The 12,939-nt window shown below is 70.8% G+C and carries 12 protein-coding genes; 1 reads left to right on the top strand and 11 read right to left on the bottom strand.

Going from position 1 to position 12,939, the window contains the following annotated elements; all coding sequences use genetic code 11:
• Window positions 1-19: 19 nt before the first annotated feature.
• Window positions 20-832 (top strand): ABC transporter ATP-binding protein, encoded by an 813-nt coding sequence (locus OG788_RS36060; protein ID WP_406375223.1) that lies wholly within the window; start codon window positions 20-22, stop codon window positions 830-832.
• A 117-nt stretch (window positions 833-949) separates the two neighbouring features.
• Here OG788_RS36060 and OG788_RS36055 read toward each other — a convergent pair whose 3' ends face one another.
• The 11 genes from OG788_RS36055 to OG788_RS36005 all read right to left on the bottom strand — a co-directional run bounded on the left by OG788_RS36055 (window position 950) and on the right by OG788_RS36005 (window position 12,851).
• A complete protein-coding gene (locus OG788_RS36055) occupies window positions 950-2,551 on the bottom strand; it encodes a glycoside hydrolase family 13 protein (RefSeq protein WP_406375222.1) in 1,602 nt (533 codons plus the stop codon).
• A gap of 39 nt (window positions 2,552-2,590) precedes the next feature.
• On the bottom strand, window positions 2,591-3,466 hold the full coding sequence (locus tag OG788_RS36050; protein WP_356753956.1) for a carbohydrate ABC transporter permease: 876 nt from the start codon (window positions 3,464-3,466) through the stop codon (window positions 2,591-2,593).
• The gene (locus tag OG788_RS36045) at window positions 3,463-4,434 is read right to left on the bottom strand and encodes a carbohydrate ABC transporter permease (RefSeq protein ID WP_406375221.1); all 972 of its coding nucleotides are present in this window, start codon (window positions 4,432-4,434) and stop codon (window positions 3,463-3,465) included. The genes OG788_RS36050 and OG788_RS36045 overlap by 4 nt, the downstream gene beginning before the upstream one ends.
• Window positions 4,435-4,442: 8 nt before the next feature.
• Window positions 4,443-5,792 (bottom strand): extracellular solute-binding protein, encoded by a 1,350-nt coding sequence (locus OG788_RS36040; RefSeq protein ID WP_351546743.1) that lies wholly within the window; start codon window positions 5,790-5,792, stop codon window positions 4,443-4,445.
• A gap of 163 nt (window positions 5,793-5,955) precedes the next feature.
• The gene (locus tag OG788_RS36035; RefSeq protein ID WP_406375220.1) at window positions 5,956-6,954 is read right to left on the bottom strand and encodes a LacI family DNA-binding transcriptional regulator; all 999 of its coding nucleotides are present in this window, start codon (window positions 6,952-6,954) and stop codon (window positions 5,956-5,958) included.
• Between the two features lie 77 nt (window positions 6,955-7,031).
• The gene (locus OG788_RS36030) at window positions 7,032-7,721 is read right to left on the bottom strand and encodes a GntR family transcriptional regulator (RefSeq protein ID WP_351546805.1); all 690 of its coding nucleotides are present in this window, start codon (window positions 7,719-7,721) and stop codon (window positions 7,032-7,034) included.
• Between the two features lie 104 nt (window positions 7,722-7,825).
• Window positions 7,826-8,827 carry a proline racemase family protein gene (locus OG788_RS36025; protein ID WP_351546737.1) on the bottom strand — a complete coding sequence of 334 codons (1,002 nt, stop codon included), beginning with the start codon at window positions 8,825-8,827 and terminating at the stop codon, window positions 7,826-7,828.
• A gap of 51 nt (window positions 8,828-8,878) precedes the next feature.
• Window positions 8,879-9,778 carry a dihydrodipicolinate synthase family protein gene (locus OG788_RS36020; protein ID WP_406375219.1) on the bottom strand — a complete coding sequence of 300 codons (900 nt, stop codon included), beginning with the start codon at window positions 9,776-9,778 and terminating at the stop codon, window positions 8,879-8,881.
• 91 nt (window positions 9,779-9,869) lie between these two features.
• Window positions 9,870-11,411, bottom strand: coding sequence for an FAD-dependent oxidoreductase (locus tag OG788_RS36015; RefSeq protein ID WP_406375218.1), 1,542 nt, complete (start codon window positions 11,409-11,411; stop codon window positions 9,870-9,872).
• The gene (locus OG788_RS36010; protein ID WP_351546729.1) at window positions 11,404-11,703 is read right to left on the bottom strand and encodes a (2Fe-2S)-binding protein; all 300 of its coding nucleotides are present in this window, start codon (window positions 11,701-11,703) and stop codon (window positions 11,404-11,406) included. The genes OG788_RS36015 and OG788_RS36010 overlap by 8 nt, the downstream gene beginning before the upstream one ends.
• The gene (locus tag OG788_RS36005) at window positions 11,700-12,851 is read right to left on the bottom strand and encodes an NAD(P)/FAD-dependent oxidoreductase (protein WP_406375217.1); all 1,152 of its coding nucleotides are present in this window, start codon (window positions 12,849-12,851) and stop codon (window positions 11,700-11,702) included. Before OG788_RS36005 ends, OG788_RS36010 begins: the two co-directional genes overlap by 4 nt.
• Between the last annotated feature and the right edge of the window lie 88 nt (window positions 12,852-12,939).

The raw sequence follows: 12,939 nt of genomic DNA, 5'->3' as shown, positions 1-12,939 counted from the left end.
GCTCGCGAAAGGGCGGTCCATGCACGCGTCTTTGGTCGTATCCGGCCTGCGGAAGGTCTACGAGGGGTCAGGGCGCCGGGTGGAGGCGGTCCGGGACCTCACCTTCACGGTGGACGCGGGTGAACTCGTCTGTCTGGTCGGCCCGTCGGGCTGCGGCAAGACCACGCTGCTGAAGTGCATGGGCGGCCTGCTGGCTCCGACGTCGGGCGAGGTTCTGCTCGCGGGCCGGCGGGTGAGCGGCCCGCCGCCCGGCATGGCGTTCGTGTTCCAGGAGTACGGACGCAGCCTGTTTCCCTGGATGCGGGTCGGCGAGAACGTCGAACTGCCGCTGAAGCAGAAGAATCTGAGCAGGACGCGGCGGCGGGAGCTGGTCGCCGACGCGTTGGAGTCCGTCGGCCTGGCCGATGCCGCGGGGGCCTATCCGTGGCAGCTGTCCGGCGGGATGCAGCAGCGGGTCGCCATCGCGCGGGCCCTCGCGTACGAACCCGAGGTCCTGCTCATGGACGAGCCGTTCGCGGCCGTCGACGCGCAGACCCGCGCCGATCTGGAGGACCTGGTGCGCCGGCTGTGGCGGCAGCGCGGCATCACGATCCTGTTCGTGACCCATGACATCGACGAGGCCGTCTATCTGGGCGAGCGGGTGCTGATCCTCTCGGCCTCCCCCACCGTCGTGCAGGAGCAGCTGAAGGTCGATCTCCCCGAGGAGCGGGACCAGTTGCACACCCGGGTCGCCCCGCGCTTCGCCGAGCTGCGGACCCATGTGTACGAGCAGATCCAGGCGGCGAAGCGCGGGGAGGCGGTCACGAAGGCGGATACGCCTCCACCTCACTGAGCTGCCCGGCCGGCCGGCCGGTGTCGGCGGTGACGTTCGGTCGCAGCCGGCGCGGGCCCGTTCCGGCCGGCAGCGCGACAGTGACCGTGGTGCCGTGCGCTGCGTGGATCGGCGGCCTCAGGCGCGCAGCCACACCGCGGTGTCCGGCGGAAGGAAGCCGTCGGCGTCCAACGGGCCGCTGTTGAGCAGGAGTTCGGAGTGCTCCGGCAGTTCGACCGGCCCGTCGGCCAGATTGACGACGCAGCGCAGACCGTCCGTACGGGCGAAGGCGAGGACGCCCTCCGGTGCGGGCAGCCAGCTGAGGGGGCCGTCGCCGAAACCCGGTTCGGTTCGGCGGATGCGGAGCGCGGCACGGTAGAGGCTCAGCATCGAGGCGGGGTCCTCGGCCTGCCGGTCGGCGGCGTGGGCGGGCCAGCCGGCCGGTTGCGGCAGCCAGGGGTCGCCGCCGAATCCGGCGTAGGGCGCATCGGCCGCCCAGGGCAGCGGGACCCGGCAGCCGTCACGGCCCGGGTCCGTGCCGCCGGAGCGGAAGTGCATCGGGTCCTGGATGCTCTCGAGCGGCAACTCGACCTCGGGCAGGCCGAGTTCCTCCCCTTGGTAGACGTACACGGAGCCGGGCAGGGCGAGCGAGAGCAGTGCGGCGGCGCGGGCCCGGCGGGTGCCGAGAGCCAGATCGGTGGGCGTGCCGAAGGCCTTGGCGGTGAAGTCGAAGCCGGTGTCGGTGCGGCCGTAGCGGGTGACCGTACGGGTCACGTCGTGGTTGCACAGCACCCAGGTGGCGGGCGCGCCCACGGGTGCGTGCTCGGCGAGGGTCTCGTCGATCGAGGTACGCAGCCGCGCGGCGTCCCAAGGGCAGGACAGGAAGGAGAAGTTGAACGCGGTGTGCAGTTCGTCGGGGCGCAGATAGCGGGCGAAGCGCTCGGTGTCGGGGAGCCAGACCTCGCCGACGAAGACCCCGTCGTAGGCGTCGGCGACCGCTCGCCAGGAGCGGTAGATGTCGTGGAGTTCGTCGCGGTCGACGTACGGGTTCGGGTCGCGGCCCTCGACGAAGTCGGGCAGGTCCGGGTCCTTGGCGAGCAGCGCGGCCGAGTCGATGCGCACGCCCGCCACCCCCCGCTCGAACCAGAAGCGCAGGATCTCCTCGTGCTCCTGGCGGACGGCCGGGTGGGCCCAGTTGAGGTCGGGCTGCTCGGGGGTGAAGAGGTGGAGATACCAGTCGCCGTCGGGCAGCCGGGTCCACACCGGTTCGGCGGAGCCCGCGAACTGGGACGGCCAGTCGTTGGGCGGGAGTTCACCGTGTTCGCCGCGGCCGGGGCGGAAGTGGAAGAGCTCGCGCTCCGGTCCGCCCGCCAGGGCCGCCCGGAACCACGGGTGCTGGTCGGAGACATGGTTCGGGACGATGTCGACCAGGGTGCGGATGCCCAGTTCCCGGGCCTCGGCGATCAGTTTCTCCGCCTCGGCGAGTGTCCCGAAGGCCGGGTCGATGGCGCGGTAGTCGGCGACGTCGTAGCCGCCGTCGGCCAGAGGTGAGAGATACCAGGGGTTGAACCACAGGGCGTCCACGCCGAGTTCGGCGAGGTAGGGAAGTCTGGCGCGGACGCCCGCGAGGTCGCCTGTGCCGTCACCGTCGCCGTCCGCGAAGCTGCGGACGTACACCTGGTAGATGACGGCGGAACGCCACCACGCGGACTGATTTCGGGCAGGGCGGGGCTGTCCCACGGTGCGTTGCCTTTCGTTCGAGGAGGTCACGTACAGGCGTCAGCCCTTCGTGCTGCCCGCGCTGATCCCGGCGATGATGTGCCGCTGGAACACCAGGAACATCACGACCATGGGGATGCTGGCGATCACCATCGCGGCGATGAGCACGGTCAGTTGGATGTTCTGCGACAGCTGGACGAGCGCCACGCTGATGGGCTGCTTGTCGGTGTCGGAGAAGACCATCAGCGGCCAGAGGAAGTCCTGCCAGACGGCGACCAGGGCGAAGATCGACACTACTCCGAGGACGGGCCGGGACATCGGCAGCACGATCGACCACAGGGTGCGCAGTTTTCCGGCGCCGTCGATCTCGGCGGCCTCCAGGACGTCGCGCGGGATCTGGTCGAAGAAGCGTTTGAGGAGATAGAGGTTGAAGGCGTTGGCGACGGCCGGCAGCCAGATGCCCAGCGGGTCGTTGAGCAGGCTGGTGTGGATGAGGGGGAGGTCGGCGACCGTCAGGTACTTCGGGACGACCAGGGCCTGCGCCGGGACCATCAGGGTGGCGAGGATGCCGCCGAGGATCACCTTGCCGAAGGCCGGCTTGAGCTTGGACAGGGCGTACGCGGCGGCGGTGCAGAGGACGAGCTGGAGGAGCCATGCCCCCGCCGCCTGGACGATCGTGTTCCACAGGTGCGTGGGCAGGTCCATCAGGTCCCACGCGTCGGTGTAGCCGGACAGGTGCCACCGGTCGGGTACGAGGGTCGGCGGCGTGCGCGTCACCTCGTCCGGCGACTTCATGGCGCCGGTGACCATCCAGTAGACGGGGAACAGGAAGGCCAGCGCGAACAGCAGGACGACACCGCAGAAGACGGTCCAGTAGACGGCCTTGCCGCGGGGGCGGGCCAGGGTGAGCGGGGAGACCAGGGTGCGGGTGCTCATGTGTCGTCCCCTTCCGAGCGGGTCAGCCGCAGGTACAGGGCGGAGAAGGCGCTGAGCAGGACGAGCAGCATGACGCTCAGCGCGCAGGCCCCTCCGAAGTCGTTGTAGAGGAAGGCGTACTTGTAGATCAGGTAGAGCACCGTGACGGTCTTGTCCTCAGGGCCGCCGCCGGTGATCACGAACGGCTCCGTGAACACCTGCATGGTGGCGATGATCTGAAGGAGCATCAGCATGAGGATGATGAAGCGGGTCTGCGGGATCGTGACGTGCCGGATCCGCTGCAGGAGGCTCGCGCCGTCCAGTTCGGCCGCCTCGTACAGCTCGCCGGGGATGCTCTGGAGCGCGGCGAGGTAGATGAGGACGGTGCCGCCGAGGTTGGCCCAGGTGGCGACGATGACCAGCGAGACGAGGGCGGTGTCGGCGCCGTTGGACCAGTTCGAGGTCGGCAGGTGCAGGAAGCGCAGCGTCTCGTTGGCAAGGCCCGCTCCAGGATCGTAGAACCACTTCCACAGCAGGGCGCTGACCACCGGCGGGATCATCACCGGCACATAGACCACGACTCTGAAGAACGCCTTCGCGTGCCTCAGTTCATTGAGCACCAGCGCCATCACGAAGGGGACGGCGAAGCCGATGAGCAGGGCGAGGAGCGTGAAGGTGAGGGTGTTGCGCCAGGCGGCCGTGAACTCCGGGTCGTGGAAGACCCGGGTGAAGTTGGCGGTGCCGACCCACTCGCCGCCGCTGCCCGGCGTGTACTTCTGGAAGGCGATCACGACCGCACGGATCGCCGGGTACCAGGAGAACAGCGCGAAGCAGAGGAGGCCGCCGATCAGGAAGGCGTAGGCGCGGGACTGGTCGGCCAGGCGCCGGCGCCAGGGGGGCCCGGGCCGGCGTCCCGCCGGCCGCGGCGCCTCCGGCACGCCGACGGCGGCCGGAGGGAACGCCGCGGGGGGCTTCGATGCGGTCTTCATGAACGGTGTCAGCCTCGGGCCAGAATGGAGTCGATCTTGCCGGAGGCGTCCTTGAGGAGCTGGTCGATGTCGGCGTCCTTCTTGGTGAGGACCGCGGACACGGCGCCGTCGAGAACGGAGTAGATCTGCTGGGCCTGCGGGGGCTCGATCTTCATCTGCAGGCTCTGGTTGCCGTCGAGGAAGGCCTGGTAGTTCTCCACGGGCACGTTCGCGTTGGCCTTCTTGACCTCCTGGTCCTTGGTGTCCGCGGCACCGGTGAACAGGCGGGGCTCGGGCAGGCCGACCGGGGCGTCGTTCTGCTTGGCGCGGGCGTAGTCGCCGAGGAAGCCGTCGCCGGGTGTCAGGAACATGTGCTCCAGCCACTTCAGGCCGGCCTTGATCTGCTCCGGGGTGGCCTTCTTGTTGAACATGTAGCCGTCGCCGCCGATGAGCGTGCCCTTGCCGCCGGGCATGGGCGCGAGAGCGAGGTCCTTGTAGTTCCCGCCCTTCTCCTTGACGAGGATCGGGATGTTGTCGGGCGCGGAGAGGTACATGCCGAGCTTGCCGGAACCCATCATCTGCTGGACGTCGTTGATGACCAGCAGCTGCTTGGTGCCCATGGAGTTGTCGCTCCAGCGCATGTCCTTGAGGTTCTGCAGGACCGCCTTGCCCTCGGGACTGTCGATCGTGGACTTCTTGCCGTCCTCGCCGACGACGTTCCCGCCCTGCGAGTAGAGCTCGGCGGTGAAGTGCCAACCGCCTTGGTTCTGGGCGCTGTAGTCCGCGTAGCCGACGGTGCCCTTGCCGAGCGCGGCTATCTTCTTGGCGTCCGCGCGCAGCTCTTCCCAGGTGGCCGGGGGCTTGTCGGGGTCGAGGCCGGCCTTCTCGAAGAGCGCCTTGTTGTAGATGAGGCCCATCGAGTAGCCGGTTCGGGGGATGCCGTAGATCTTGCCGTCGACGGTGTAGATGTCGCGCAGTTGCTGCTGGATGGTGCTGTAGCTCTTGAGGTCCTTGACGTAACTCGTGATGTCGGCAGCCTGGTTGACGTCGACGACGTGCTTGGCGTCGGTGAAGTACGTGTAGAACACGTCCTCCATCTGGCCGCCGGCCAGCTTGGCGTCGAAGGTCTTGGGGTCCTGACACGGGAACGCGTCGTGGGCGACGACGTCGATGTCCGGGTTGGCCTTCTCGAACGCCTTGATGTCGGCGTCGAAGAACGAGCGGTCGACCTTGGCGCTCTTCGGCGGCTCGCAGTTGACCGTGATGCGGGTCTTTCCGTCGGCCGTGTCGTCGTCGCTCGAACCGCAGGCGGTGGCGGCGAGCGCGAGGGAGGACGCCATGAGCATGACGGCGGTACGGCGGAACCCGGTGCTTCTCATTGGTGGACCCCTTCGGGCAGGAGCGAGGAAGGCCCACGGCGGGCGTGCCGCCGTGTTCTGGCGCCGCACACTCAAGCACCGCCGACATCTGTCCGCAAGATGTCGCGCAGAATCTGTAATTATTTGACAGCAGAAGTGGTCTCTGCGGCGGGTGTTTGCGGCCTCAGTCGCGGGGCGCCTGCGCGGTCGACCCGCGCACCACCAACTCCGGTTCGAACAGGAGCTCTTCGGCGGTCACGCTGCTGCCGCCGATCTGTGCGTTCAGCAGCTCCACCGCGGCGCGGCCCATGGCCTCGATCGGCTGGCGGACCGTGGTCAGCGGGGGTTCGGTGCAGTTCATGAACGCCGAGTCGTCGTACCCGACGACGGAGATCTCGCCCGGGACGCTGAGCCCCTTGCGCCGTGCGGCCCGTACGGCGCCGAGCGCGAGCGGGTCGCTGGCGCAGATGATGCCCGTCACCCCGCGGTCGAGCAGCCGGGTGGCCGCGGCCTGACCGCCCTCCAGCGAGAACATCGCCCGGGCGACGTGCTCGTCGGGCAGGTGCGGCGCGAGGGCGCGGGCCGCCGCGAGCTTGCGGCCCGAGGGCATGTGGTCGCCGGGTCCGAGGACGAGCCCGATCCGCTCGTGACCGAGCGAGTCGAGATGGCGCCAGGCCTGCTCGACGGCCACGGCGTCGTCGCAGGAGACGCAGGGGAAGCCGAGGTGCTCGATGGCCGCGTTGACCAGCACCACCGGAATGTTGCGGTCCGCGAGCTGGCGGTAGTGGTCGTGCGGCGCGTCGGCCTGCGCGTACAGACCGCCGGCGAACACCACGCCGGAGACCTGCTGCTGGAGCAGCAGCTCCACGTAGTCGGCCTCGGAGACGCCGCCCTTGGTCTGGGTGCACAGCACCGGGGTGAGGCCGAGCTGCGCGAGCGCTCCGCCGATCACCTCGGCGAAGGCCGGGAAGATCGGGTTCTGCAGCTCGGGCAGGACTAGCCCGACGAGCCGGGCCCGTTCGCCGCGCAGCTGGGTCGGCCGCTCGTAGCCGAGGACGTCGAGGGCGGAGAGAACCGCCTGCCGGGTGGAGTCGGAGACTCCGGGCTTGCCGTTGAGCACCCGGCTGACCGTGGCCTCACTGACCCCGACCTTCTTCGCCACCTGAGCAAGTCGTCGCGTCATGAGCGCAAGAATAGCGCAAGAAATGCAAGCTGCTTGCGTAGAAGTACGCCCACTTCACCTTCGCGTCGGCGGCCCCGTCAGGGTGCGGCCCACAGACCGCGGACATGGCCCAGGTGGCGCGTCATCACCGCGCGTACGGCATGCTCGTCGCGGTCGAGCAGGGCGTCGAGGAGTTCCAGGTGCTCCTCGGCCGAGGCCTCCAGACGGCCCGCCTCGACCAGGGCGTTGAGCCCGTACAGGCGCGAGCGCTTGCGCAGGTCGCCGACGACCTCGACCAGATGGGCGTTTCCCGCGAGGGCGAGGAGGCCGAGGTGGAAGCGGATGTCCGCCTCCACGTAGGCGATGAGGTCACCGGCCGCCGCCGCGGTCACGATCTCCCGGGCGGCCGGACGCAGCGCCTCCAGCGAGACGGGGTCCGCCGTGGTGGCCAGCTGGACGACGGTGGGGATCTCGATCAGCGAACGGATGTGGGTGTATTCGTCGAGCTGCTTCTCGGAGACCGCCGTGACCCGGAACCCCTTGTTGGGCACCGTGTCGACCAGGCCCTCCTTGGCCAGGTCGAGCATGGCCTCGCGGACCGGTGTCGCGGAGACACCGAAGCGGGCCGCCAGCATGGGCGCCGAGTAGACCTCGCCGGCCCGCAGTTCGCCCGCGATCAGCGCGGCGCGCAGCGCGTCGGCCACGCGCTCGCGATAGCTGCTCTTCTTGCCGCCCAGGGTGGGCAGGTCGGGAGCGGCTGAGGGTGCGCTGCTGCGCTGGGCGGCCATCGGGGTCTCCTCGTACGGGCCGGTGCGTCGTCTCATCGCACCGGCCATGTGCCATATCACGTGTTACTCGAGCTACCAGTATCTACGCTCCGGAGCGGGGCCGCTCACAGGACGAATCCGGCCGGGAACGGGTCCGTGGGGTCGAGCAGATACTGAGCCGTCCCCGTGATCCACGCGCGCCCCGTGAAGCTGGGCAGCACGGCGGGCGTTCCGGCCACCTCGGTGGTGCCGAGCAGCCGGCCGGTGAACTGTGTCCCGATGAAGGACTCGTTCACGAACTCGGTGTGCAGCGGGAGTTCACCACGGGCGTGCAGCTGGGCCATGCGCGCGCTGGTCCCCGTACCGCAGGGCGAACGGTCGAACCAGCCGGGGTGGATCGCCATCGCGTGCCGCGAGAAGCGGGCCGTCGCCCCGGGGGCGTACAGGTGGACGTGGTGGCAGCCGCGGATGGACGGGTCCTCGGGGTGCACGGGCTCGCCCTCGGCGTTGACCGCGTCCATCAGCGCCAGTCCCGCCGCGAGGATCTCGTCCTTGCGGGAGCGGTCGAAGGGGAGGCCGAACTGTTCCAGCGGCAGGATCGCGTAGAAGTTCCCGCCGTAGGCCAGGTCGTACGTCACCGTGCGCCCGTCGGCGAGGGTGGCCTTGCGGTCGAGGCCGACGGCGAAGGACGGCACGTTCTTGAGCGTGACCGCCATGGCCGCGCCGTCCTCCACGGCGACCTCGGCGACGACGAGGCCCGCCGGGGTGTCGAGCCGGATCGTGGTGACGGGCTCGACGACCTCGACCATGCCGGTCTCCACCAGCACGGTCGCCACCCCGATCGTGCCGTGCCCGCACATCGGCAGATAGCCCGACACCTCGATGTAGATCACGCCGTAGTCGCAGTCCGGGCGGGTGGACGGCTGGAGGATGGCGCCGCTCATCGCCGCGTGGCCGCGCGGCTCGTTCATCAGGAGCTGTTTGATGTCGTCGCGGTGCTGACGGAAGTACAGCCGCCGCTCGTTCATGGTCGCGCCCGGGATCGTGCCGATCCCGCCGGTGATCACCCGGGTGGGCATGCCCTCGGTGTGCGAGTCGACGGCGTGCAGGACGAGTTTGCTGCGCATGGCACTCCTTAGTGGTGTCGGCGGGGGCCTGGAGGTCGGAGGTCGGTACGGTCAGGCGAGACCGGCGGCGACAGCCCGCTCCGTCGCCAGGCGCACGGCGGCCTCCTGCTCGGGCAGCAGCGGGACGCGTGGCGGCCGGACCGGACCGCCGTGGCGTCCCACGATGTCCATCGACAGCTTGATGGCCTGGACGAACTCGACCTGGGAGTCCCAGCGCAGCAGCGGGTGCAGCTGTCGGTAGAGCTTGCCCGCCGTGTCGAGGTCACCGGCGACCGCGGCGCGGTAGAGCTCGACGCTCGCCCGGGGCAGCGCGTTCGGGTAGCCGGCCACCCAGCCCTTGGCGCCGGCGAGGGCGAGCTCGAGCAGGACGTCGTCCGCGCCGATCAACAGGTCGAGTTCCGGAGCCAGTTCCGCGATGCGGTAGGCGCGGCGCACATCGCCTGAGAACTCCTTGACCCCCTGGATGGACCCGGCGGCGTGCAGCTCGGCGAGGAGTTCGGGCACGAGGTCGACCTTGGTGTCGATCGGGTTGTTGTACGCGACGACGGGGATGCCCGCCCGGGCGACCTCTTCGTAGTGGGCGAGCACGGAGCGCTCGTCCGCGCGGTAGGCGTTGGGCGGCAGCAGCATCACGGCGCCGCAGCCCGCGTCCCTGGCCTGCTCCGCCCAGCGGCGGGCCTCGGCCGAGCCGTACGCGGCGACGCCGGGCATCACCCGGGCCCCGCCGATCGCGGCGACGGCGGTCTCGACGACCTTGGCGCGCTCTTCGGGCGTGAGCACCTGGTACTCACCGAGCGAGCCGTTCGGTACGACGCCGTCGCAGCCGTTCTCGACGAGCCAGGCACAGTGCTCGGCGTACCGGTCGTGGTTCACGGAGAGGTCGTCGTTCAGCGGGAGCGCGGTGGCGACGAGGACGCCGCGCCAGGGTCGGCTGTCGGGGGTGACGGTCATGAGCTGCTCATCCCTCTCGATACGGTGTGACATTTTACTGAGGTCGACGTCGGGAGCGAGGTCGAGGCGGACGGGGCCGTCGCGGGTCGGCTCACTCCCGGGCAGGGGACGAGTCCCGGCCCGGGGTTCCGCCGTCGCCGTCCGTACCGGCACGGGCGAGCACGCCGAGCGGCACCGGGCGCGCCAACAGCCTTCGTGCGGGCGTCTGTTCGCAGCCGACGAGCCCGGCGACCGCGGGTTCGCACATCCGGCCCTGGCACCACCCCATCCCGGCGCGGGTGAGCAGCTTGACCGTCCGTACGTCGCCCGCGCCGAGGTCGGCGACGGCCTCGCGGACACGGCCGCCGCTGACCTCCTCGCAGCGGCACACCACGGTGTCGTCGGTGACCTGGTCCACCCAGTGCGCGGGCGGCGCGTACACGGTGTCGAGCGCGGCGAAGAAGGTGCGCATCCTCGTACGGGACTTGACCGCTCGGGCCACCGCACGCGGGTCGGGTGCGGCACCGGAGAGCCGGGCGGCGATCGACCGGCCCGCGATGTGCCCCTCGGCCAGGGAGAGCGCGGAGCCGCCGATGCCGGTGGTCTCGCCCGCGGCCCAGACGCCGGGCACGTCGGTGCGCTGCTCCTCGTCCACCTCGACCCTCAGCCCGTCGATGCGGCAGCCGAGCGCCTCGGCGAGATCGGTGTGCGGGATCATGCCGTGTCCGACGGCGAGCGTGTCGCAGGGGATGCGGCGCTCGGTTCCGGTCCTGACCCGCCCGTCGGGGCCGAGCGCGGCGACGGTGACGGCTTCGAGCCGCTCCTCACCATGCGCCTCGACGACGGTGTGCGACGAGACGAACGGCACGCGGTGGCGCACGAGTTGAACGGCGTAACGGGCTCCCTCGACGAGCTTGCCCGGCTGAGCCGCCAGCGCCCCGGCCCTGCGGACGAACGCTCTGGGACCGGCGGACTCCACGAGGGCCGCGATCTCCACTCCGGCGGCCGCCAGCCCGGTCGCCACGGGCAGCAGCAGCGGTCCGGTGCCCGCGACGACCGCGGTCCGCCCCGGCACGACGAGGCCGCCCTTGAGCATGGCCTGCGCGCCGCCCGCGGTCACGACACCGGGCAGGGTCCAGCCCGGGAACGGCAGCACCTTCTCGTATCCACCGGTGGCGAGGAGCACGGCGTCGGCGCGCACGGTGACGGAGCGTTCCTGGAGAGGGCCGAGGAGGGCGTGGACGGTGAATCCCGGTCGGGCGGCGGGGGCGGTGGTGTGCCCGTGCTCGGCGAAGGTGTCGTGGCCTGTGCCCTGGGGCCCGGCACCGGTGATCGTCGCCCCGGCACCAGTGGTCGTCGCCCCGGTTCGTTCGACGAGCCACACATGATGGTCCGTCATGTGCTCGATCGTGCCCGTTTCCAGGTGTGCCGCGAGCCCCTGTTCCAGCCGTTCCCAGGTACGCCACTGGTGGTGCAGCGCACGGGGCCGTCGAGCGCCGAGACCGCTCGCGGGCCGGCGGTAGAACTGCCCGCCCGCCGCCGCGGCCGAGTCGATCAGCGTCACATGGATGCCGCGTGCCGCCGCGGCGAGGGACGCGGCGAGGCCGGCCGGGCCCGCGCCGATCACCGCGAGGCGGTGGCGTCCGTCAGTCATCGTGGCCCGTGCCTTCCTGCGTGCGGATCGTGTCGCCCGGCTCCAGCGGGACCAGACAGGCCCGCTGATTGGGGCGGTCGTTGACGGTGACGAGGCAGTCGAAGCAGACCCCGATGCCGCAGAAGACGCCCCGGGGCCGGCCCGCGTCGCGGGTGGTGCGCCAGGAGGTGACGCCCGCGGCCCACAGTGCGGCGGCGACGGTCCGGCCGGGCAGCACCTCGATGTCCCGGCCGTCGAGGGTGACGGTGAACCCGGGGCCGGGTTCGGCCCGTACGAGGTCCAGGGGGTTCACGCGGCCTCCTCGGGGAAACGGTCGGGCCGGAACGGCTCGAGGTCGAGCTCGGGTGTCTTGCCGGCCAGGACCTGCGCGATGAGCTGTCCGGTGCCGGTGGACAGTCCGATGCCCGCTCCTTCGTGCCCGCAGGCGTGGAAGAGACCGGGCGCCCGGGGGTCGGGGCCGATCGCGGGCAGGTGGTCGGGCAGGTAGGGCCGGAAGCCGAGATAGGTCCGCAGGGCGCGCACCTCCGACAGGAAGGGAAAGAGCCGCGTGGCCCCCGCGGCGAGTTCGCGTACGACGGGCAGCGAGAACGACCGGTCGAAGCCGACCCGTTCCCGGCTCGCGCCGATCAGGATCGGGCCGGCCGCGGTCCCCTCCACCACCGGCGAGGTCTGGAGAGCGGCGGAGTCGCTGGCGACGTCGGCGACGTAGTCCGCGGCGTACACCTTGTGGCGCACCCGGCGCGGCAGGGGTTCGGTGACGAGGACGAAGCCTCGGCGGGGCAGCACGGGAAGGGTGACACCGGCGAGGGAGGCCACCGCCGCGCCCCACGTCCCGGCCGCGTTGACGACGGCCGGCGCGTGCAGATCACCCCGGTCGGTGCGCACGCCGGTGACCGAGCCGTCCCTCGCGCGCAGCACCTCGGTCACGGTGCGCCCGGTCAGCAGCCGCGCGCCCGAAGCCCGGAGAAGATGCGCGGCGGCCAGGGCGGGCATCACCTGGGTGTCCTGCGGATAGCGCACGCCACCCGCGAGTCCGGGCGCCAAGTACGGTTCCAGATCGTGGAGTTGATCGGCGGCGACAGGTTCGGCCAGGACGCCGGCCGTCCGCTGGCCCGCCGCGAAGGCCTCCAGCGCGGCCAGGCCCTCGGGCGTGGAGGCCACGACGACGCCGCCCTTGGCCTCGTACTCGATCGCCTCCGCACGTTCCTGCGCGAGGTCGGCCCACAGGCGCCCCGAGAGCAGCGCGAGATCGAGCTCGGGCCCGGGCCCCTTGTCGGAGACGAGCAGATTTCCCTCCCCCGCGCCGGTCGTGCCGCCGGACACCGGACCGCGGTCCACCACGGCGACGTCGAGGCCCGCGCGAGCCGCGTACAGGGCGCAGGCAGCACCCACCATTCCGGCTCCGACGACCACGACATCGCAGGTAAATGGCTTGCTCACATCAGTACTATGTCACATGCTTCTCTCGCACGGAACAGTCGACGCCCCGCGCGGACGCTCCACCCGGACGTCCCGTCGGGCGCGCCCC

This window comes from Streptomyces sp. NBC_00647 (assembly GCF_045207245.1).
Classification (GTDB): domain Bacteria; phylum Actinomycetota; class Actinomycetes; order Streptomycetales; family Streptomycetaceae; genus Streptomyces.
The sequence above is the reverse complement of the archived record's forward strand: the minus strand, read 5'-3'. Positions and strand labels throughout refer to the sequence as shown.

Bases quoted from the DNA above. Each gene is read 5' to 3' on its own strand.
- OG788_RS36060 (WP_406375223.1), top strand. From the start codon at position 20: ATGCACGCGTCTTTGGTCGTATCCGGCCTGCGGAAGGTCTACGAGGGG.
- OG788_RS36050 (WP_356753956.1), bottom strand. From the start codon at position 3,466: ATGAGCACCCGCACCCTGGTCTCCCCGCTCACCCTGGCCCGCCCCCGC.
- OG788_RS36045 (WP_406375221.1), bottom strand. From the start codon at position 4,434: ATGAAGACCGCATCGAAGCCCCCCGCGGCGTTCCCTCCGGCCGCCGTC.
- OG788_RS36040 (WP_351546743.1), bottom strand. From the start codon at position 5,792: ATGAGAAGCACCGGGTTCCGCCGTACCGCCGTCATGCTCATGGCGTCC.
- OG788_RS36035 (WP_406375220.1), bottom strand. From the start codon at position 6,954: ATGACGCGACGACTTGCTCAGGTGGCGAAGAAGGTCGGGGTCAGTGAG.
- OG788_RS36030 (WP_351546805.1), bottom strand. From the start codon at position 7,721: ATGGCCGCCCAGCGCAGCAGCGCACCCTCAGCCGCTCCCGACCTGCCC.
- OG788_RS36025 (WP_351546737.1), bottom strand. From the start codon at position 8,827: ATGCGCAGCAAACTCGTCCTGCACGCCGTCGACTCGCACACCGAGGGC.
- OG788_RS36020 (WP_406375219.1), bottom strand. From the start codon at position 9,778: ATGACCGTCACCCCCGACAGCCGACCCTGGCGCGGCGTCCTCGTCGCC.
- OG788_RS36015 (WP_406375218.1), bottom strand. From the start codon at position 11,411: ATGACTGACGGACGCCACCGCCTCGCGGTGATCGGCGCGGGCCCGGCC.